Annotated in this window: 22 protein-coding genes; 16 read left to right on the forward strand and 6 right to left on the reverse strand. The window is 40.8% G+C overall.

Annotation, left to right across the window (positions count from 1 at the left end):
- Nucleotides 1-196: 196 nt before the first annotated feature.
- Nucleotides 197-625: a universal stress protein gene (locus L3V42_RS17265; RefSeq protein ID WP_235762456.1), complete on the reverse strand. Its 429-nt coding sequence runs from the start codon at nucleotides 623-625 to the stop codon at nucleotides 197-199.
- Nucleotides 626-750: 125 nt separating this feature from the next.
- Between L3V42_RS17265 and L3V42_RS17270 the strand changes: the two genes are divergently transcribed.
- Together L3V42_RS17270 and ald are read left to right on the forward strand one after the other, a co-directional pair.
- On the forward strand, nucleotides 751-906 hold the full coding sequence (locus L3V42_RS17270) for a hypothetical protein (RefSeq protein ID WP_235762457.1): 156 nt from the start codon (nucleotides 751-753) through the stop codon (nucleotides 904-906).
- 162 nt (nucleotides 907-1,068) lie between these two features.
- Nucleotides 1,069-2,187 carry an alanine dehydrogenase gene (gene ald, locus L3V42_RS17275; protein ID WP_235762458.1) on the forward strand — a complete coding sequence of 373 codons (1,119 nt, stop codon included), beginning with the start codon at nucleotides 1,069-1,071 and terminating at the stop codon, nucleotides 2,185-2,187.
- Between the two features lie 31 nt (nucleotides 2,188-2,218).
- On the opposite strand, the gene L3V42_RS17280 is transcribed toward ald, so the two are convergent.
- The gene (locus L3V42_RS17280) at nucleotides 2,219-3,316 is read right to left on the reverse strand and encodes a M24 family metallopeptidase (protein WP_235762459.1); all 1,098 of its coding nucleotides are present in this window, start codon (nucleotides 3,314-3,316) and stop codon (nucleotides 2,219-2,221) included.
- Between the two features lie 180 nt (nucleotides 3,317-3,496).
- Between L3V42_RS17280 and L3V42_RS17285 the strand changes: the two genes are divergently transcribed.
- From L3V42_RS17285 to L3V42_RS17310, 6 genes are all read left to right on the forward strand, one after another.
- Complete coding sequence (locus L3V42_RS17285; RefSeq protein WP_238472565.1) at nucleotides 3,497-4,183, forward strand: PspA/IM30 family protein; 687 nt, start codon at nucleotides 3,497-3,499, stop codon at nucleotides 4,181-4,183.
- Nucleotides 4,184-4,311: 128 nt separating this feature from the next.
- A complete protein-coding gene (locus L3V42_RS17290) occupies nucleotides 4,312-4,995 on the forward strand; it encodes a metal-dependent hydrolase (protein WP_235762461.1) in 684 nt (227 codons plus the stop codon).
- Nucleotides 4,996-5,169: 174 nt separating this feature from the next.
- Nucleotides 5,170-5,925 (forward strand): prepilin peptidase, encoded by a 756-nt coding sequence (locus L3V42_RS17295; RefSeq protein ID WP_235762462.1) that lies wholly within the window; start codon nucleotides 5,170-5,172, stop codon nucleotides 5,923-5,925.
- Between the two features lie 144 nt (nucleotides 5,926-6,069).
- Nucleotides 6,070-6,285 (forward strand): hypothetical protein, encoded by a 216-nt coding sequence (locus tag L3V42_RS17300; RefSeq protein WP_235762463.1) that lies wholly within the window; start codon nucleotides 6,070-6,072, stop codon nucleotides 6,283-6,285.
- 84 nt (nucleotides 6,286-6,369) lie between these two features.
- Nucleotides 6,370-6,597, forward strand: a complete 228-nt coding sequence (locus L3V42_RS17305) for a hypothetical protein (RefSeq protein WP_235762464.1) — start codon at nucleotides 6,370-6,372, stop codon at nucleotides 6,595-6,597.
- Between the two features lie 68 nt (nucleotides 6,598-6,665).
- Entirely contained in the window at nucleotides 6,666-7,973 is a 1,308-nt protein-coding gene (locus tag L3V42_RS17310) for a DRTGG domain-containing protein (protein WP_235762465.1), read from the forward strand.
- Between the two features lie 360 nt (nucleotides 7,974-8,333).
- Here the strand turns inward: L3V42_RS17310 and L3V42_RS17315 are convergent, their stop codons facing one another.
- Nucleotides 8,334-8,630 carry a YtpI family protein gene (locus tag L3V42_RS17315; RefSeq protein WP_235762466.1) on the reverse strand — a complete coding sequence of 99 codons (297 nt, stop codon included), beginning with the start codon at nucleotides 8,628-8,630 and terminating at the stop codon, nucleotides 8,334-8,336.
- A 157-nt stretch (nucleotides 8,631-8,787) separates the two neighbouring features.
- Here L3V42_RS17315 and L3V42_RS17320 point away from each other — a divergent pair, with 157 nt between their 5' ends.
- Nucleotides 8,788-9,729 (forward strand): DHH family phosphoesterase, encoded by a 942-nt coding sequence (locus L3V42_RS17320; RefSeq protein ID WP_235762467.1) that lies wholly within the window; start codon nucleotides 8,788-8,790, stop codon nucleotides 9,727-9,729.
- A 96-nt stretch (nucleotides 9,730-9,825) separates the two neighbouring features.
- Here the strand turns inward: L3V42_RS17320 and L3V42_RS17325 are convergent, their stop codons facing one another.
- The 3 genes from L3V42_RS17325 to ytrH all read right to left on the reverse strand — a co-directional run bounded on the left by L3V42_RS17325 (nucleotide 9,826) and on the right by ytrH (nucleotide 11,008).
- Nucleotides 9,826-10,026: a YtzJ family protein gene (locus L3V42_RS17325; protein WP_235762468.1), complete on the reverse strand. Its 201-nt coding sequence runs from the start codon at nucleotides 10,024-10,026 to the stop codon at nucleotides 9,826-9,828.
- A gap of 157 nt (nucleotides 10,027-10,183) precedes the next feature.
- On the reverse strand, nucleotides 10,184-10,675 hold the full coding sequence (ytrI, locus tag L3V42_RS17330; protein ID WP_235762469.1) for a sporulation membrane protein YtrI: 492 nt from the start codon (nucleotides 10,673-10,675) through the stop codon (nucleotides 10,184-10,186).
- A complete protein-coding gene (ytrH, locus tag L3V42_RS17335) occupies nucleotides 10,676-11,008 on the reverse strand; it encodes a sporulation membrane protein YtrH (RefSeq protein WP_235762470.1) in 333 nt (110 codons plus the stop codon). It abuts the gene before it with no gap.
- Nucleotides 11,009-11,165: 157 nt separating this feature from the next.
- Between ytrH and dnaE the strand changes: the two genes are divergently transcribed.
- The 7 genes from dnaE to pyk all read left to right on the forward strand — a co-directional run bounded on the left by dnaE (nucleotide 11,166) and on the right by pyk (nucleotide 21,496).
- Nucleotides 11,166-14,510, forward strand: coding sequence for a DNA polymerase III subunit alpha (gene dnaE / locus L3V42_RS17340; RefSeq protein WP_238472566.1), 3,345 nt, complete (start codon nucleotides 11,166-11,168; stop codon nucleotides 14,508-14,510).
- Nucleotides 14,511-14,633: 123 nt separating this feature from the next.
- A complete protein-coding gene (gene ystJ / locus L3V42_RS17345; protein WP_235762473.1) occupies nucleotides 14,634-15,869 on the forward strand; it encodes an NADP-dependent malic enzyme in 1,236 nt (411 codons plus the stop codon).
- Nucleotides 15,870-15,897: 28 nt separating this feature from the next.
- Nucleotides 15,898-16,530, forward strand: coding sequence for a FadR/GntR family transcriptional regulator (locus L3V42_RS17350; RefSeq protein ID WP_235762474.1), 633 nt, complete (start codon nucleotides 15,898-15,900; stop codon nucleotides 16,528-16,530).
- Nucleotides 16,531-16,629: 99 nt separating this feature from the next.
- A complete protein-coding gene (gene accD, locus L3V42_RS17355; protein WP_238472567.1) occupies nucleotides 16,630-17,484 on the forward strand; it encodes an acetyl-CoA carboxylase, carboxyltransferase subunit beta in 855 nt (284 codons plus the stop codon).
- A 3-nt stretch (nucleotides 17,485-17,487) separates the two neighbouring features.
- A complete protein-coding gene (gene accA, locus L3V42_RS17360; protein WP_235762476.1) occupies nucleotides 17,488-18,444 on the forward strand; it encodes an acetyl-CoA carboxylase carboxyl transferase subunit alpha in 957 nt (318 codons plus the stop codon).
- Nucleotides 18,445-18,753: 309 nt separating this feature from the next.
- Nucleotides 18,754-19,713 carry a 6-phosphofructokinase gene (gene pfkA, locus L3V42_RS17365; RefSeq protein WP_238472568.1) on the forward strand — a complete coding sequence of 320 codons (960 nt, stop codon included), beginning with the start codon at nucleotides 18,754-18,756 and terminating at the stop codon, nucleotides 19,711-19,713.
- A gap of 22 nt (nucleotides 19,714-19,735) precedes the next feature.
- Entirely contained in the window at nucleotides 19,736-21,496 is a 1,761-nt protein-coding gene (gene pyk / locus L3V42_RS17370) for a pyruvate kinase (RefSeq protein WP_235762478.1), read from the forward strand.
- Nucleotides 21,497-21,639 lie beyond the last annotated feature (143 nt).

Here is a 21,639-nt window from a genome sequence, read left to right on the forward strand (position 1 = left end):
ATATGGAATTTTATAATGAAGAACGATACCAAACGAAATTAAACAGCCTAACACCGTTAGAATATCGGTACCAGGCTGCGGCATAGATTTTTATTTTTTTACTGTCCACTTGACAGGGCGCAGTTCATGTGAAAATCCTTTCGTCCCATTATTTTTTAATTCTGTTTCTAAACGGGCGCTTTTGCCTTTGAAGCAGTTATCTAATTACTAATACGTCACATTTTGCATGTCGTGTAATGCTTTCAGAAACACTTCCGATGAGGAAGCGTTCGACCGCGTTCATTCCTGTTGCCCCGCAGACGATTAAATCCGCTTTGAAATTCTCTGCAATATCACGCGGAACTTTTACTTTTGGAGAGCCGTATTCGATACATCTTACTAAATCAGTAAGCCCTTCATTTCTCGCTGTTTCAATGTAATTATCTAATAGTTCCTTCGCATATTCCTCGGCACGCTCAGAAAGTGTGCGGTCATAGGCTTCAGCTGTTGCAAAGGTGCGGGAATCGATAACATGTGCGATAACAAGGCGTGCATCATTGTTTTTTGCGATTTTGATTGCTTTCTGGAATGCCTTTTCAGCAGCTTCAGAACCATCTACAGCGATTACAATATTTTGATATTTCATAGTTATCTCTCCTCTCTACTTTAATTATATACCCTTTTTTACAACGTTACAATCAATATTTGCCAATAAAAATCACAACATTGTTACAGCCTTTTGGGCAAGCTAGCAGTAAGGAGGTGATCTTTTTGGAAAAAGAAAAGAAACATCCAAAACTATATACCGATCCAAAAGGTGTAGAAACGGTCAAGAATCAGTTGAATGAAAGCTACCAGAGTGGTGTTATTGAAAACCAACTCGAAAACAACCGCGGCATCCATCATTTCAACAATAAAAGCAGATAATTGTCATTAAAATAAAGTTGAACAGACGCGACATAAAGCCGGAGGTTATGGCGCGGTCTGTTTCAACTTTTTTCTGTCTATTTGATTATTTTAATGCTTTAAAACAATCTTTTTGATACAATTAAATAGAATGAATTATGCTTAAACAGGAGGATACGGGGAATGAGAATCGGTATACCGAAAGAAGTACTTAACAATGAAAACAGAGTCGCAATGGCACCATCCGGCGTGTATTCCTTAACGCAAGCAGGGCATCAAGTGTTTATTCAAAAAAATGCTGGTGAAGGCTCGAGCTTTGCAGACGAGGCTTATAAAGAAGTTGGAGCAGTAATTGTTGATACAGCGGAAGAAGCATGGAAACAAGATATGGTACTTAAAGTAAAAGAACCCCAAGAAGAAGAATTTAAATATTTTCATGAAGGACTTATTTTATTTACGTATTTACATTTAGCGAATGAACCTGAATTAACGAAGGCACTTGCGGAGCATAAAGTGACCGCTCTTGCTTACGAAACCGTACAATTGCCACATGGCCCGTTACCATTACTAACACCGATGAGTGAAGTTGCTGGAAGAATGGTTACGCAAGTCGGAATGCAATTCCTAGAAAAAATTAAGGGTGGAAAAGGAATTCTCCTTTCCGGTATTCCTGGAGTTGCTCGTGGGAAGGTTGCCATCATTGGCGGCGGGGTAGTTGGTACAAATGCTGCTAAAATTGCGATTGGTTTAGGTGCGAAGGTTACGATTATTGATTTAAATCCGGATCGTTTACGTCAACTCGATGATATTTTTGGGAATTCCATTACGACATTAATTTCAAATCCGCATAATATCCAAGAAGCGGTGACAGAAGCGGATCTCGTCGTTGGCTCTGTATTAATTCCTGGCGCTAAAGCCCCGGTCCTTGTGACAGAGCGGATGGTGAAACAAATGACGCCTGGCTCTGTCATGGTTGACGTTGCCATTGATCAAGGTGGAAACTTTGAAACGAGCGACCGTATTACAACACATGACGATCCAATATTTCTAAAACATGGAGTCGTTCATTATACAGTTGCAAACATGCCTGGAGCAGTTCCGCAAACGGCAACGATAGGTTTAACGAATGCGACTTCACCTTATGTTCTGCAACTTGCAAATAAAGGATACAAACAAGCTGTACTAGATAATGAAGCCCTTCTTAAAGGGGTAAATACGCTAGGCGGTTATGTCACGTATAAAGCAGTTGCCGATACACATGAGATGGAATATAAAAGTGTCCAAGATGTATTACGTAATTAAAGAAAAAGCACTGGACTCCAGTGCTTTTTCTTTAATCGATGATTTGTAAATTTTTCGGGTATGCTGTTAAGATCTCGGCGCCGTTTTTCGTCATGAACATCATGTCTTCAATGCGAACGCCGCCAGTTCCTGGAATGTAGATTCCCGGCTCAATTGTGAAGCACATACCTTCTTTTAGTTCGAGCGTATTATCACTGCTCATGGAAGGGTACTCATGGACTTCAATCCCAAGTCCGTGACCGACACGATGATTGAAGTATTTACCATATCCTTTTGATTCAATGTATTCTCGTGCAGCTTGGTCGACTTTATTTACTGGTGTGCCAAGCTGAGATGCTTCAATCGCCTTTTCATTTGCCCGGAGAACTGTCTGATAAATTTCTTCTTGTTCTGAGGTAACAGATTTAAAAGCAACAGTGCGCGTAATATCGGAGCAATAGCCGTCAAAAATAACACCAAGATCAAATAAGACTATGTCTCCTGCCGTTATTTTCTTTTGACCAGGTGTGCCGTGAGGGGAAGCTGTTTTCGCACCGGAGATGCATGTCGTTGCAAAGGACATTTCCTGGATGCCTTGCTTTTTCATTTCATATTCGATAACAGCAATAATATCTAGTTCTGTAGCTCCTTCTGCAATGGCTTCTATCCCTGTTTTTATCGCGAGATCAGCGTACTGTGCTGCTTGTTTCAAGAGTGTATATTCTTTTTTGCTTTTAATAACCCGAATATCAGCAAGTATATTTTCCAAATCAAAAAATGCAACATTCTGGAAGCTCGCTGTCAGGTTATTATAACGCTCTAATGTGAAGTGATTATGCTCAATTGCCATCGATACTGGTAATTTTTCCTGACCGCGGAGAAAGTCACTTAATAACTGCCACGGGTTTTCATGATCATGATAACTGATGATCGTATCATTCCAGCCAGCCGCTTTCGCATCTTCCACTTCCATGGCCGGAACGACGATAATTGGATCGATTGCTTCACTGACATAGACTGCGATGACCCGCTCGTGTGGTTCGGTATAATAGTTGCTCAAATAATAGAAGTTGGCTGTAGATGTTATTAAAGCACTATCAAAATTATTCCGTTTCAGTTCTTTTATTAACTCTTCAATACGTGTATTCAAGTAAATCACCTCAAGTAACATATAGTACTACTAGTATAGCACTGTGAAATATTTTTAGCATTTTATATTTTTCTTGAAACCTTTTTTGTTGTCAGCCCGTATTAATAAGCAAACAGTTCCTTAAGGATTTTTATCTAATTTGTCTATCCAAGATTAACAATATTTCAAGGAGGAGATTACATGTTTCAATTTTTCAAGCGAATGAAGACGGTAGTAAGTTCAGAATTAAATGCGATGATTGACAGGGCAGAGGATCCGGTTAAAATGCTCGATCAGTTCCTGCGTGATATGGGGGAAGATATCAGAGAAGCAGAGCAAGCCGTTGCCAAACAAATTGCAAACGAGAAGATGCTGAAGCGGAAGGTCAATGATACACAGGCATTAGTGGATCGCCGTCAGGAACAAGCGGAAAAAGCGGTTGAGGCAGGAAATGATGACTTAGCCCGCCGTGCCCTCCAAGATCGACGTGAGCATGAAGGCACATTAGCAACGCTCACAGAATCTTGGGAGAAAGCGCAAGCGGATGTAGAGTCTCTGCGTGATAAGCTCGATGAAATGAAGCGGGAATACAATGACATGCGCTTGAAAAAAGATTCTTTGAAAGCTCGCGCAGAATCTGCGAAAACAAGGACGAAAATGAACCGTACAATGTCCTCTATCAGCAGTGACGATTCTCGCCAAGGCTTTGAGCGTATGGAAGAGAAAGTATTACGTTTTGAAGCAGAAGCAGAAACGTCTGAAGACCTGTCACAGGCAAGCCGGACATTAGATGATGATTTCAGAGATTTAATTACGAATGATGTAGATGACGAACTTGCAGCGCTGAAGCAGAAAATGGGTAAAGATGATAGCGAGAAAAGTGAATAAATAATGGAAAAGCACCGTTTGCTGCGGTGCTTTTCTTATGGGAAACTTGTTATCGCTTAACATTCCCTATACAGTATGTTTTAATTTTAGTATAGATAGAATTAATTCTAAAAAGGGAGAGATAGTAAATGAAAGTATCTTATCACGGTCATTCCGTCGTTAAAGTCGAAACAGGAAAACATACGATATTAATTGATCCATTTATTACAGGAAATGAAGCTTGTGATTTAGATTCAAATACAGTAGAAGCAGATGCTATTTTACTAACTCACGCGCATAATGATCATGTAGGGGACACACTTGAAATTGCTAAGCGAACAGGAGCATTCGTCGTTGCTCCGAATGAACTTGCTGTATATTTAGGATCGAAGGGAATTGAAACCCATCCCATGCATATCGGAGGGGCAAGAGAGTTTGATTTCGGTAAGGTGAAATTCACCCAAGCATTCCATGGTTCATCTTACACGGAGGATGATGGTTCTATCATTTATGGCGGGATGCCAGGGGGGATTCTCTTCACCACCGTAAACGGGAAAACAATTTATCATGTTGGAGATACCGCACTGTTTACCGATTTGAAGATGTACGGAGAAATGAATGATATTGAAGTGGCATTCATTCCAATCGGAGATAACTTTACAATGGGACCGGAAGATGCACTTATTGCAGCAGATTGGATAAATGCAAAAGTAAGTGTACCGGTCCATTACAACACATTCCCAGTGATTGAACAAGATGCTGACGCTTGGGCAAGCAAAGTGAAAACTGGCGAAGGGCGTGCGCTGAAGGTTGGAGAGTCTATCGAACTTTAAATATCTGGAAAATGGTAAACAAAAAGACTGTATAAATGCTGAGAAGGCGTTTATACAGTCTTTTATTTGTAAAATTTTTGTTAAATCGATCCATATTGACTAACTATTTTTGGTTGGTGGTGCTATAATCTTAGGTATAAAGTTTCTTTTTGTTATTTAAAGGGAGTGCGTGTAGTGGAGTTATTCTTATCTTCCCTATTCTTTCTATTTGGTGCTGCTTTCGGTTCTTTTTTTAATGTAGTAGGGATTCGCTCGCCAAAGAACGAAACCTTCGTTCATAATCGGTCCCATTGTCCGAAATGTAATAAAACCTTAGCGTGGTTTGAATTAGTTCCAATTCTATCTTATCTGTTACAGCTAGGGAAATGCCGGAATTGTAAAGAAAAAATATCCATCATTTATCCTGTCGTAGAGACTTTAACTGGTGCTTTATTTGTACTTAGTTACTTAACGTTTGGGTTGAGCGCAGAACTCATAATATCGCTATTACTCGTATCGATGTTAATGATTATTTTTGTTTCGGACATCCATTATATGATCATCCAAAATAAAGTATTGCTGTTTTTCCTTCCACTATTTATTATTCTTCGTATGATCACACCACTCGAACCTTGGTGGTCACCGATTGCCGGGGCAGTTGCTGGAACCGTGCTGTTGGCATTGATTATTTTAGTGAGCCGAGGCGGTATGGGAGCTGGGGATATGAAGTTATTTGGAGTACTTGGAATTGTTTTAGGTTTTCAGAATGTGTTCCTAGCTTTCTTTTTAGCCTGCCTGATTGGAGCGATTGTTGGCATCCTGTTGATCGCTTTAAAGGTTGTAAAACGGAAACAGCCGATTCCTTTTGGTCCGTATATAGTGATTGGAGCATTGATTGCTTATTTTTACGGGAAAGAGATAGTTCAACTTTACATTAGCTTCTTCTCGTGAATAATTTTGACCTTTTTATTCTTCTATTATTGTTTCCTATCTTAATGAATTTCATAATACGTATTTAATGCTTCATCACCATATGTAGTTGGGTTGATTCGTTCCCAACTACATATGGTGATGGAAAAGCCGACTTTGGTAATTATGAAATTCATTCATCAATTAGAAACAAAAAATAATTTAAACCACAATGATTCAGATTTAAGAGTTGAAGGTGATTTGGGTGGGGGCAATAATATAGATATTAACGGTCGTTTTCCAGATGAGTGTAACTTTATAGAGGATGACAATGAACTTCCAAGTGATTTTAATTTTTCTGACCTTGAATGTGAAAAAACGATAGTTGATGTAACATACTAAAACAACATGGAATAAAGCATTTTATGTTCTTTTAAATACATAAAACTCATAAACTAATACCAACGAAAGGAGGCACACCCACCCATGAAAAACCAACAGACCCTCCGACTTCTGCTTGCAGGCTTCATGCTTTATTTTGCCTGGCCGAAAATCCCACAAGCCACTTCCACCCTTGAGATGACATTCTGGGCGATGTGGCTGTTGTTCTTTCTCGCAGTTGTTGGTTCAAACTTAGCAAGTCTTTTACAGATAATACAGCCGCCCGCAATAGAACAGTCGGTTGAAGAAAACAAAGTTCGTGACAAACATTGAGTTATTACGCCTTAAACTGTATAATTGAGTTAAGACTTTGATATAGTACAGATGAGGCGGTGTAAACAATGGCTACAAAGCATGAAATGATTTTACAACACATTTTATCGTTGGAAGTTGGCCAGAAAATCTCCGTACGTCAAATAGCGAAAGATTTGGATGTTAGTGATGGAACCGCATACCGGGCAATTAAAGAAGCGGAAAATCAAGGACTCGTAAGTACGATTGAGCGAGTTGGAACAATCCGTATTGAAAAGAAAAGAAAAGAAAATTTCGAGCGACTGACGTTTGCAGAGGTTGTTAATATAATTGATGGACAAGTTTTAGGTGGCAGGGAAGGGCTGCATAAAACACTTAATAAGTTTATAATCGGCGCGATGCAGCTGGAAGACATGATGCGTTACACCGATGCTGGTTCTTTGCTGATTATCGGGAACCGGGTGGAAGCGCATTATAGTGCTCTCGAAGCTGGAGCAGCTGTATTAATTACCGGCGGATTCGATACGGACGAGAAGAATAAGCGGCTTGCGGATGAAACGGGTTTGCCGATCATCTCAACTAGCTATGATACATTTACCGTAGCTTCGATGATTAACCGGGCGATTTATGACCAGCTAATTAAGAAGGAAATTATTTTTGTTGGAGATATTGCGACACCTTTAGAGGAAACATTCTATCTAAAGACAAAGGATAAGGTAAAAGATTGGTATGAACTGAACAAATATTCAACACATACACGTTTCCCTGTTATTGATAGTAAGAAACGAGTTGTCGGCATGGTTTCTTCTAAAGATATTGTGGGTCAAGATGAGAATCTAGGGATTGACAAATTAATGAGCAGGAAACCCCATGTCGTCCAGTCCAAGACGTCTCTCGCATCTGCTTCCCATACGATGGTGTGGGAAGGGATTGAGTTATTGCCAGTAGTTGACGAGGCAAGGGCGCTCACTGGTGTCGTTTCGCGGCAAGATGTGTTAAAAGCAATGCAGCAGATTCAACGGCAGCCACAAGTCGGGGAGACGATAAGTGACATTATCAATAGTAATCTCGTCACGAGTGAAGATAACCCCCATGTATTTATTACGAGTGTTGTGCCGCAGATGACGAATCATCTCGGTACGTTAGGTCATGGTGTGTTCACTGCCTTAATTATTGAATCGAGCAGCCGGTTATTAATGCATATGAGGAAAGCGGACCTTTCGATTGAAAATATAACAGTATTTTTCACAAAGCCAGTGCAGATCGAAAGTGAACTGAGCATCCATCCAACCATTCTTGAAATCGGACGTTTATACGCAAAAATTGATGTTGAGGTATACGATGAACGCACATTGATTGGAAAGGGGCTCTTAATGGCACAGCTAATCAGCCGATAAAAAAATGCACCCGTTTATTGGGTGCATTTTTCATTGCATCTATAAAATAAGTACGGTGGACTACTATAATTACTAGGACTAGCCGCGTCCGCTCTGCGCCCAACAACTATCAAACTTCACACACCTCCAATCGATAAAGAAGACTTGCCAATTGGCTTCAGCCAGAGGCTTAGTCGCACTTATACCCTTGTGGTGAAAGTCAACATAAACTCACTCTCGTCGCCTGAGTTACCTTTATCTCCCTTCCGGTAAAAAGGAGATTCGATTAAGTTCGCCCCTTCCTGGGGCAACATGGAACTACCTCCCATCCTGGGAGGCACAGTTTGTACGTTGCTAAACGGGCGCTTCCGCCTTTGTTTTTCATTCAGCTGGATGGAGTCTGCGGTATTCTTTCTTATAATGTCTTGATTCATTATATCCACGGATAATTTGCATGCCGCCTAAGAGGGCAAAGATAATTCCAATAAATATGGAAATGACACTTTCGTAAAAGAAATATTGGTTGATAGCGAAAAGAAGAATAAAAGCACCGAGGCAGAGTCGGGATCTTCCATTAAAATATTTCTGTGTTAAGATATCTTTGCTTTTCACAATTGCAACCTTATAATATACATATAACACAATAGAAATAACAATACCGATAGTGAATATAATCATTCAATCTCTCCTAAATAAACATTCTATGAAACGATCCATTGCTATTATAAGTCTATTTTAACTTGTTTTCACTTATTATGCCAGTTCGTTCTAATTGATATGAGGAAGGTTTGATGAATAAAGTGATTATATTCTACAATAAGATTGGAGCTATAGTATGGAAAAGCAAGCAATCATGAAAGAAATTAAACAGTATGGCACGATTATTATTCATCGGCACGTTCGACCGGATCCGGATGCACTTGGTTCGCAAGCTGGACTGAAAGAAATTATCCAAGCCTCCTTCCCGGAGAAAAAAGTCTATATCGTAGGGGAGGATGACCCTGAATTTGATTATCTTGTGAAGATGGATGTTGTTTCCGATGCGACATATGAAGGGGCACTTATCATTATTTGTGACACGGCGAATACACCTCGGGTCGATGATGAAAGATACATGAAGGGCGAGAAAATCATTAAAATTGATCATCATCCAAACGTCGACATCTACGGTGACGTACAATGGGTTGATACAACGGCAAGTTCGACGAGTGAAATGATCTATGAGCTGTATGAAGCAGGGAAAGAAGAAGGTTTTATTTTGAATGATGCAGGAGCCCGCCTGCTTTATGCGGGAATTGTCGGGGATACCGGCAGGTTCCTTTTCCCGAGTACGACGAAGAAGACGTTCCAATATGCAGCTGAGCTTGTTACGTATAACTTCAACCGTTCGGAATTATATCAGAATCTTTATAGTGTGGAAACTCATATACTCCGTTTAAGAGGACATATTTTAAAGGAATTTGAAATGTTTGATTCAGGGCTCTGCGCTGTGAAATTAACGAAGGAATTACTCGAAACGTTTCAGGTTTCTCCAGATGAGACAGGGCAACTTGTACAAATTTTTGGAGACGTGAAGGGAATAAAAGCATGGGTCATTTTCGTTGAGGAAGAGGATCTGATTCGTGTTCGGCTTCGTTCGAAAGGACCAATCATTAATGAAATTGCCGCTAAATATGATGGTGGGGGACATCCGATGGCGTCAGGTGCGACCATTTATAAATGGAAGGAAGCGGACCAGGTCATTCATGATTTAAATGAAGCATGTGAAAACTATTAGACAACTTGACATTCATTACGTTTTTATCTTATGCGGCAAGAAAGGGCTTATATTTCTTATCTGCTAGAAAATAACCCAGTCTTTTTCTCGTCTGGGTTATTCACTCATCTCCGGGTAATCCTTCTGGGGAATAATCCAACAGCCGGCTGGAGTTTTATCGAATACGACATTTAGATTTTCTCTCGCTATATCCCGCTCGAGCAGGCGAATAAGTTCCGCTGATTCAGCAAAGGCATTTTCCCCATTTTTCAATTGCTCGATTTTTTGATTCAATAAGGATTTTCTAGGTATGACCATGATGTTTCTCCTCCATTCTTCTTCTATCCTATGGGCATTTAATAAATTGGTTCCGATTTTACTTGAATCCAAGAAGAACGCTTACAATCATTTTTACTCCTATATTACACAAAATATACGCACATTAAACGGGAGTTCTAGATAACTCATGAAATGTTCAATTCGCTACTTTTCCTTCAACGGCAATGATTAATTTTGAATCAATGATTAAGCGTGTAATCGAAAAGTGATACGTAACGCTATCAATCGTGAACGCTTTGTTTTCAATTGCTGAGATAAGCAGTTCTACACTGGAGGAAACATTTAAGATATCATTTCCGATGAGATGACTGACTTCTTCTTTGATTAATGTTTTGAGCTGGGAGACGAGTAAGCTGTCATTTTTCAGCACATTTGGATTTGAAATCGTAATTTCAATCGCTTCTATTGTTCTTGCGGTGTCCTGATTTTCCTGACTTTCAAGTAACGCTTTATTCTGTTGTCTGAGATCAATGATTTCTTCTCGCAGTTCATAATTCTCGGCGAGCAATTCTTCGTACATGACTCCATACATATAGATTAAGACGAAGTAGCTGACGAGGCCGCCAACGAGGATACCGATGATGAATCGCTGCCATTCCGGTCGTTTATAATAAGGAGGGAAGTGCATTTAAGACATCCCTCTCTGTGTGAGCCATTCAATAATCATAATTCCAACTTTAACTCCCCCCATTGCAGAGACGATGAGGAGCACTTGTTTTACAAGGTCAAAGGTGGAGCCATCGAGTAAGCCTCTTTCTACATTGGCGATCGCATCGAATGTTCCGCCGATTGCCGCCACAATTGCCCAAATACGCAATTTGTCCGCGATTCTTGTCATGGATGATAACGGAGCTTCCCCAGTTGCGAAGTCTCCGATACTACCGATAACGGAACCGCCAAGAATAACACCGAAAGCAATGAAAAAACAATGGATAAATGCTGCGAAAAACCGTTCCTCCATGAAGCACTTCACCCCTTTTAGCATGTCCTTTATTATTTTATGAATAGATGTTTCTGATTATGAACCCTTGTAACAATCACGGAAAAAAACACGTAACCGTATGCTTGTTCTTATATTATTGCTATAATAGAAAGTAATGAAAAGAAGGTGGGATTGTATGGCTTACATACATTTACAAGTTAGAAGCGGCTACAGTCTTATGAACAGTACAATTACCATTGATAAATTAATAAATAAAGCGAAGGAATTACAATTCCCTGCACTTGCTTTAACGGATGAGGGGGTACTGTACGGAGCTGTCTCCTTTTACCGTGCATGTATGCGTGCAGGCATTAAACCGATACTTGGTTTGATCGTACCACTCTTAGCGGATGAACAAGGAACAATTACGAATCTTACATTACTTGCGAAGGATTATACCGGATATCATCAATTGATGCGTTTAAGCACACTCCTTCAAGTGGAAGATAAAGCGGCACTTTCTACGGAAGAAATTAGAGAGCAAGCAACCGGATTAATTGGGATTATTCCGGTTCAAGATACGAAGCTTCGTTCAATGCTGGGTGATAATAACTTTCAGGATGTAAAGGATTATTTGCAATCATTTGAAGAGCTGTTTGGAAAAGAAGATTTTTATATTGGTGTCGAACAAAGTGGGATAACTGCTTCATTATTAAAAGCTTACGCAGATACATACCCAACGAATATTACTGTCATTACAGATGTTCATTATCTCGAGGAGAAAGACGTCTATAGCTATGATTGTCTTCTTGCGATGAGAAGTGGCAGGCAGTGGAATATGCAATTATCAACTCCTGAGCTAAAAGGTAAGCATTTACGTACCGAGCAGGAAGTGGAACTTGAACTTGGGGAGCTTTTTCCTGAAGCAATCCATGAATCAGAGAAAATCGCTGCGAAATGCTCGGTTGAAATGGACTTTACAAAACGCTATCTCCCGACGTTTCCGCTCGAGGGAGTGACGGATGCACATACTTATTTAAAAGAACAATGTATGTTGAAGTTGAAAGAGAAATACGACGAACCAACGAAAGAAATTAAAGAACGCCTGGCTTACGAGTTATCTGTTATCAAGACAATGGATTTCAGTGACTATTTCCTTATAACAGCAGATATTATTGCATATGCCAAACAGAAAGGGATCGTTGTCGGCCCTGGCCGTGGTTCTTCAGCTGGTTCACTCGTCGCATATACGCTCGGGATTACGGATGTCGATCCGATAAAGTATGATTTGCTGTTTGAACGTTTCCTGAATCCGGAAAGGCAGACGATGCCAGATATTGATATTGACTTCTCCGATGAAAGACGCGATGAAGTCATTGCATATGTCAGAGGAAAATATGGTACGGGGCATGTGGCACAAATTATTACGTTTGGTACATTTGCGGCAAGGTCATTAATAAGAGAATTAATAAAGACACTTGACGTGGAACAACAAGATGCCCGATTTATTTTAAAGGAAATCGGCTCTCAGCCGTCGAATTCTATAGTAGAGATGATGAAAGGTCTTCCTGAGCTAGCAGCGTATATTAAGCAATCCACTAAATTAAAACTATTATTCCAGGTAGCGATAAGCTTGGAGGGGCTCCCGCGTCACATCTCAACCCATGCGGCCGGTGTAGTTATTAGTGAAAGGCCATTACTTGAGCATACTCCGCTTACAACAGGGGCAGGGGAGACCTATTTAACCCAGTTTGCCATGAATGACCTGGAAGCAATCGGCTTATTGAAGATGGACTTTCTTGGCTTGCGGAATTTGTCTTTGCTCGAAAGGGTCGTTCAATCTGTAAATTATGTGAGAAAGGGACCGCTTCGTTTGGAAGCAATTCCTGTTTGGGACAATCGAACGTTTCAAATCCTTCGAGAAGGCCGAACGAATGGAGTCTTCCAATTGGAATCTGAAGGGATGAAGCGGGTGCTGAGAGAATTACAGCCGACAGACTTTGAAGATATCGTTGCGGTCAATGCGCTTTACAGGCCAGGTCCAATGGATTTCATACCGACTTATATCGCAAGGAAAAATGGAGAGCAGGCTACTTCATATCCGCATCAAGACCTGAAGCCAATTTTGGAATCAACTTACGGGGTACTCGTCTATCAGGAACAGATTATGCAAATTGCCAGCCGGATTGCCGGGTTCAGTCTAGGTGAAGCAGATATTCTGCGACGAGCTGTCAGTAAGAAAAACCATGCAGCAATGGAAGAAGAGCATCAAGCCTTTACCCAAGGCTGTATGAGCAATGGTTATACGATGCAAGTGGCGGAGGAAATCTTCAGTTGGATTGTTCGTTTTTCCAATTACGGATTCCCCCGAAGTCATGCAGTTGCTTATAGTAAAATTTCGTATCAATTAAGTTATTTGAAAGCAAATTATCCTGCGAACTTTTTTGCTGAAATTTTAAGTGCCGCTCGGAATCAGCAAGATAAGATTCAACTTTACTTAAAAGAGATGAGTGAGATGGGTCTGGAACTTTTGCCGCCATCGATTAATCAGAGCTTTGGTAAGTACTCGGTGGAAAAGGGGCAGATTCGCATGGGTCTTCACTCGATTAAAGGGATTAGCAGGGATGCGATCTGGGCTATTATTGAAACACGGAGGAAAGCACCGTTTAAGAATCTGTTTGACTTTTGCTTAAGGGTACCGACTGAGACTGTGAAGCGTTCGACGATTGAAAATTTGATTCTTGCCGGTGCCTTTGATGATCTATATGATAATCGCGCAAGTTTGCTTGCTTCCATTGATCAGGCGATGGAACAAGGCGAATTATTCCGCGAGTTCTATGACCAGCCGAATCTTTTCGAAAATCAGCTCAGCTTGGAAGGGAAATATGTAGAAATAGAAGACTTCACGGTAGCAAAGAAGCTTCAGGATGAGAAAGAATTACTTGGGATGTATATTTCCAGTCATCCACTTAAAAATTACCGAACTCGGCTTCGTGCAAGTGGTTACTTGCAACTTGCTGCATTAAAGCATGTTCTCCGGAAGAATGAAACGAAAATTGTTGTAATTGTGCAGGAGATTAAACAAATTCGAACGAAGCGTGGTGAACAGATGGCATTCCTTGTGATTGCAGATGAACAGGATACGTTAGACGCAGTTATCTTTCCGGATACTTATAGAGAAGTAAAGCGCTGGCTCGAGGAAGAACAGCTTATAACGATTACCGGCAGGGCAGAAGAGAGGAACGGGCGTTTACAATTTGTGGCTCAGGAGATGGAGCTTTTTAAGGAAGAAGAATTGGAACAAGCATCTGGAAAAGTTATTTTTATCAAATCGACGGAGGAGACCAATCCTGAAGCACTCAACGTAATTGATCAAGTCGCTAAAGAGCATCCAGGAAGTGCACCAATTATTCTATATAACGAAGTACAAGACCAATCCTATAAATTAAAGGAAAATTATTTCCTTTATCCAACTCACGCAAGTTTAAACAAGTTAAGAGATTTTTTCGGAAAAGACAATGTCGTAATGAGAAAAGCATAGTCTGTTGTGATGCTTTACAGATGTTTCTCATTTGATATAATATAGAAGTTGCAGGTGGTCAGACCACTAAAGCGTACAGTCAGCCGTCTGAATATGGGAATATTTAAAGGGGAGAATATAATCATGGCAAATCTAAGAGATGAAGCATTACATATGCATAAAGTGAATCAGGGTAAGATTTCGGTTGAATCAAAAGTTCCGGTGAACGATGCAAAAGATTTAAGTCTTGCCTATTCACCAGGCGTAGCGGAGCCTTGCAAAGAAATTTACGATCGCACATCTCGCGTCTATGACTACACGATGAAGGGGAATATGGTTGCTGTTGTCAGTGATGGTTCAGCAGTTCTCGGGCTCGGCAATATTGGACCTGAAGCTTCACTTCCTGTTATGGAGGGGAAAGCAGTATTATTTAAGAGCTTCGCAGGGGTAGATGCGTTTCCGATTTGTTTAGCAACTCAAGATGTTGACCAGATTGTCAATACGGTAAAACTTCTTGAGCCGACATTCGGCGGGGTTAACTTAGAAGATATTGCGGCACCAAACTGCTTCATCATTGAAGAACGCTTGAAGGATGAAACAAATATTCCGATATTCCATGATGACCAGCATGGAACAGCAATTGTTACGGTTGCAGGCTTAATTAATTCCTTGAAGCTTGTCGATAAGAAACTTAAAGATATTAAAGTCGTATTAAGTGGGGCAGGGGCTGCAGGTATTGCAATTGCCCGGTTACTGGAGAGCTTTGGTGTACGCAATATGGTGATGACGGATTCCCGCGGGGCTATTTATGACGGCAGAAGCTATGGAATGAATGAAATTAAAGAAATGGTCGCTCAGTTTACGAACCTTGATAAGTTGGAAGGTACACTCGAGGATATGCTGGAGGATGCCGATGTATTTATTGGTGTTTCTGTTGCCGGGGCTCTGACAGAAAAGATGGTAGCAAAAATGAATAGAGATCCCATTATCTTTGCCATGGCAAACCCGGATCCGGAAATTATGCCGGACGAGGCGAAGAAGGCTGGTGCTAAAGTGATTGGAACCGGTCGTTCTGACTTCCCGAACCAAGTAAATAACGTATTGGCATTTCCAGGGATTTTCCGGGGAGCGCTTGAAGTACGTGCAACAAGAATAAATGAAGCGATGAAGGTAGCAGCAGCGGAAGCAATTGCTTCTCTAATTTCGGATGAAGATTTGAATGAGGATTATGTGATTCCTGTAGCATTTGATGCACGTGTGGCACCAATTGTAGCAAAAAGTGTTGCAAAAGCAGCAATGGAGTCTGGTGTAGCCCGTATCCAAGTCGATCCAGAAGAGGTAGCAGAGAAGACGAGAGAGCTCGCAGGAAACTACGAATGATGAGATGAAGAAGCTTAGGAAGGGATAGATGTTTAAGGTGTCAAATTCTTCGAAACCAAAAGTATATCAAGGCGTGCTCGAGGAATTACGGGCTTATATTAAAGACAATCATCTATTACCCGGTGATAAATTGCCTTCGGAACGAGAGTTAGCCGATAAATTACAAGCAGGCCGATCTTCCATCAGGGAAGCATTACGTGCGCTTGAGTTGTTAGGGCTGATTGAAACCCGTCGCGGGGAAGGAACATTTTTAAGAACCTATCAATCATTACAATCTGTGGAATTATTATCTTCATTCATTTTATTAGCAGATAGGACGAAAGATGAACTCCTTCAAGTAAAAGCGATGATTGAAAAAGAAGCGGTGAAGTTAGCATGCCCAAAATTGGACGAGACGGCACTATTAGAATTGGATGCTTCGGTTAGCAAGGAAATAACACGAGAAGAAAAGCATATGATTTTTTTCTCTTACTTATTTAAAAAAGCGAATAATCAATTATTGCTAAAAATTTGGATGATGCTTGAAGAATTTTCAAGCTCCCTTCCTGTAGCTTATTATGGTAAAACTTTTTATAACCAATTAATGGAACTATTGTCGAAAAAAGATTGTTATGCGATAGAAGCATTATTTGAACAGCAAGATCATCAATTATATGATTAATTCCGAATAGCTTACAGAAAATAACAGATTTTTCGTCGTGGTTAAGCTATAGTAGAATAGATATACTATGCACGCTGTTAGAAAGAAGGAGGTATGATCTTGCTAAAAGATATATTTGGCAAGCGCAGACGATATGCATCGATACCAAGTGAACAGGGGAAAATGGACGTTCCGGAAGGTCTCATGCAGAAATGTAAAGGATGTAATAAAATCTTTTACACAAAAGAAGTGAAGAAATCCCAACACGTCTGTACGAACTGCGGCTACCATCATCCACTTGCCGCTTGGGAGCGGATTGATAGCCTCTTTGATGAAGATACATTTATGGAATGGGATGCGGGCATCACATCTGCAAACCCGCTAAACTTCCCGGATTATATAGAAAAACTGGAAAAAGATCAGCAGAAAACGGGTTTAAATGAAGGTGTTGTAACGGGAAAAGGTTTGATTGACAGCCAACCGACTGCCTTTGCAGTAATGGACTCGAATTTCCGGATGGGAAGTATGGGTTCAGCAATCGGTGAGAAAATTGCCCGTGCGATTGAGAATGCGAGAAAAGAAGCGATTCCGTTCATTATCTTTTCTGCTTCAGGAGGCGCAAGAATGCAGGAAGGTGTTCTTAGCCTTATGCAAATGGCGAAAACTTCAATTGCTATTAAACGATTCAGTGATGCTGGCGGATTGATGATTTCTGTTATGACCCACCCGACAACAGGAGGAGTGTCTGCAAGCTTTGCATCTATCGGCGATTATAATTTTGCGGAACCAGGTGCGTTAATCGGCTTTGCAGGTAGACGAATTATAGAGCAAACAATCAGGGAAAAACTGCCTCAAGATTTCCAAACCGCTGAGTTTCAGCTAAAGCATGGACAGTTAGATAAAGTTATTCACCGAAAAGATATGCGGAATACCCTTTCCCAGTTGCTGAAGCTGCATCAGAAGGGTGGAGAGTAAGAAATGAAGCAAGTATTAGATTTTGAAAAGCCGGTAGTCAATTTAAGGGACAAAATTGCCGAGCTGAAAAAGATTACACAAGATAGTGAAATGGATTTAACCGATGAAATTTCAACCTTGGAAGAAAGGTTAAAAGTATTGGAAGATGATATATACGGTAACTTAAAACCGTGGGAACGGGTGCAGATGGCGAGACACGGAGACCGTCCAACGACACTTGATTATATCGGGCTCCTCTTTACTGATTTCATCGAATTTCATGGTGATCGTTTATTTGGTGATGATGCTGCAATTGTTTCTGGTATTGCTTTTTATAAAGATAAGCCGGTTACCATTATCGGCCATCAGCGCGGGAAGGATACGAAGGAAAATATCCGCCGTAACTTCGGGATGCCTCATCCGGAAGGGTACCGGAAGGCATTACGTCATATGAAACAAGCAGAGAAATTTAAGCGACCAATTATTTGTTTTATCGATACGAAGGGAGCTTATCCCGGGAAAGCTGCAGAAGAACGGGGACAAAGTGAGGCAATTGCAAGAAACTTAATGGAAATGGCTGGCCTTACTGTTCCGATCGTCTGTATTGTCATCGGAGAAGGCGGTAGCGGCGGAGCGCTTGCGCTTGGAGTTGGAGACCATATTCATATGCTCGAGAATTCAACTTACTCTGTCATATCGCCTGAAGGGGCAGCAGCGCTTCTTTGGAAAGATGCAAGTTTAGCAAAACATGCGGCAGAAACGATGGGAATCACTTCCTATGATTTGAAAAAACTTCAGGTTGTTGATGAAATTATTCCGGAACCGCGAGGTGGAGCCCATCGTGACGTTGATGAACAAGCAAAATTCATCGATACAGTCCTATCTAAATCCCTTAAGACCTTAGCTACATACGATGAAGAGGAGTTATTGGAAAAAAGATGGGAAAAATATAAACAAATTGGTGACTATACAAATCGATAAGAAATGAGCGGTGCTTTGTCTTTTTAGTGACAAGCGCCGTGTTTTTTGGCAGAAAGATAAGTATAAAGCCTTACTTACTGCATAAGTGCAACGAAGTCATTCGCCGAAAAGTATTGGCGAATGCTAGTTTTCTAATCATTTCGCGGTGAAATAATTGCTATTTTACCGCTTTTTATTTATCTTTAATGTAGTGAGGTAAAATGATACAGGGTATATGAAAGTAATAGTACAGTTTTTCCTTGCTTGAGAATTGATGTAAAAGCTGAAATCAAGCTTGTACTAATAAAACCTATATTTGAGGTGAAGAAGATGAAACGAATTGGAGTTCTAACAAGTGGCGGCGATGCGCCGGGAATGAATGCTGCAATCCGCGCTGTCGTTCGAAAAGGAATTTATCACGAATTGGAACTGTATGGCATCAAGTACGGTTACCAAGGATTGATGGAAGGCCGTATCGAAAAAATGGAAATCGGTTCTGTTGGTGACATTATACAGCGAGGCGGAACAATGCTTTATTCAGCCCGAAGTGATGAGTTTAAAACGAATGAAGGTCAGGAAAAGGCAATTGAGCAATTGAAGAAGTTTGGAATTGAAGGCCTCGTGATTATCGGCGGTGATGGAAGCTTCCTCGGTGCAGATGCACTTACAAAAAAAGGCTTCCCTTGTATTGGTGTTCCAGCCACGATTGATAATGATATTAAGGGCACGGATTTTACAATCGGTTTTGATACTGCATTAAATACCGTTATTGAAGCAATCGACAAAATCCGTGACACAGCTACTTCGCATGAGCGTACCTATATCATTGAAGTAATGGGTAGAGATGCAGGAGACCTGGCATTGTGGGCAGGACTTGCCGGAGGAGCGGAAAGCATCATTATTCCAGAGGATACAGAGGATTTTGAAACAATAGTTGACCGTTTGAAGCGTGGTCACCAACGTGGGAAGCGGCATAGTATTATACTTCTCGCTGAAGGGGTAGGCAGCGGTTTTGAATATGGTCAAAGAATAGAAGAGGCGACACAACTGGAAACGCGTGTGACTGTTCTCGGTTATATTCAACGGGGCGGCTCACCTACTGGAGCAGACCGCGTGCTTGCAAGCAGGCTCGGTGCTCGTGCAATCGAGCTTTTAATGAAAGGGAAAGCGGGTAGAATGGTTGGTATAGAGAACAATCAGCTTGTTGACTATTCTATTAGTGATATCTTTAACAAACCAAGTACAGTTCATGAAGAAATGTACAGTTTATCAAAAGAATTATCGATATAGCTTAAAACAAGGAGGAATTACATTGAGAAACACAAAAATAGTATGTACAATTGGTCCTGCTTCTGAATCGGTGGAAACATTAGAGCAATTGATGGATGCAGGGATGAACGTAGCAAGATTAAACTTCTCCCACGGTGACTATGAGGAGCATGGTGCCCGTATTAAAAGCATCCGTGAAGCTGCAGCTAACCGAAATAAAAATGTTGCAATTTTATTAGATACAAAAGGTCCGGAAATCCGTACAAACCAATTCAAAGATGGAAAAGCTGATATCCAAGCCGGCAGTACCGTTTATATCGCAATGGATGAGGTTGAAGGAAATGCAGAGCGATTTTCTGTTTCCTATCCTGGATTGATCAATGACGTTGCGGTTGGTTCGAAAATTTTACTTGATGATGGATTAATCGAACTTGAAGTTGTTTCAATCGATAAAGAAAACAATGAAATTGCAACAAGAGCTTTGAACTCTGGAGAAATTAAAAATAAAAAAGGTGTAAACGTACCAAACGTATCGTTGAACCTTCCGGGCATGACGGAAAAAGATAAAGAAGATATTATTTTCGGTATTAAAAATAATGTTGATTTCATTGCACCATCCTTTATCCGTCGTGCATCTGATGTACTTGAAATTCGTCAAGTACTGGAAGAACATCTTGGCAACCGCATTAACATCATTCCTAAGATTGAAAACCAGGAAGGTGTAGACCGTATTGATGAGATATTAGAAGTAAGTGACGGTCTTATGGTTGCTCGTGGGGATCTTGGTGTGGAAATACCAGCTGAAGATGTGCCACTTGTACAGAAGGAACTAATCAAGAAATGTAACCTTGCTGGTAAACCGGTCATTACAGCTACACAGATGCTTGATTCGATGCAGCGTAACCCGCGCCCTACACGTGCAGAAGCTTCCGACGTGGCGAATGCGATTTTTGACGGAACTGATGCCATCATGTTATCTGGTGAAACAGCAGCAGGTATGTATCCTGTTGAATCGGTACAGACAATGAATAACATTGCTTTAAAAACAGAATCTGCACTTCAGCATAAAAATATTTTAAGCGAGCGCTCCAAGCTTGTTGAAATGACGATTACAGAGGCTATTAGTCAATCCGTAACGCATACGGCGATGAACTTGGATGTTCAAACCATAATTACTCCAACAGAAAGCGGGCATACAGCACGAATGATTTCTAAATATCGTCCAAAACAGACGATTTTAGCTGTTACGTTCAATGAACGGGTAAACCGTCAACTCGCTCTTGTTTGGGGAGTCTACCCAGTTCTTGGTGAAAAGACAAGCACTACCGACGAAATGCTAGATGTGGCAATTGAGCGTGCATTATCATCCGGTATTTGCAGTCATGGTAATCGTGTAATTATTACAGCAGGTGTTCCGGTTGGTGAAAGTGGAACAACGAACTTATTAAAGGTCCATATTATTGGTGATGTTCTTGCAAAAGGTCAGGGAATCGGCCGCCAGAGTGCTTATGGTAAAGCAGTAATTGCCCGTAACAATGAAGAGGCTATCCAAAAAGTTTCTTCCGGTGATATTCTTGTTACCCATGGAACAGACCGTGATATGATGCCAGCAATTGAAAAAGCAGCAGGACTTATCACTGTAGAAGGCGGATTAACTTCCCATGCGGCAGTAGTCGGCTTAAGCTTAGGAATTCCTGTTATCGTTGGAGTGGAGAATGCTTTAGAACTGTTGAAAGATGGTCAAGATATAACAATCGACGGTACAAAAGGCGATATTTACGATGGCCACGCAAGCGTATTGTAATTTTTATTAAAGTAATGAGGCTGGGACAAAACCCCAGTAAATAGAAAATCGCTTCGCGCAAAAAGCGTGAAGCGATTTTCTATTTACTCTTATTTTACTCAACAAAAAGGACACCTTTTGATAAAATTAAAGTTACCACAACA

Origin of the sequence: Oceanobacillus alkalisoli, assembly GCF_022213125.1 — a bacterium.
Lineage (GTDB): Bacteria > Bacillota > Bacilli > Bacillales > Amphibacillaceae > Oceanobacillus > Oceanobacillus alkalisoli.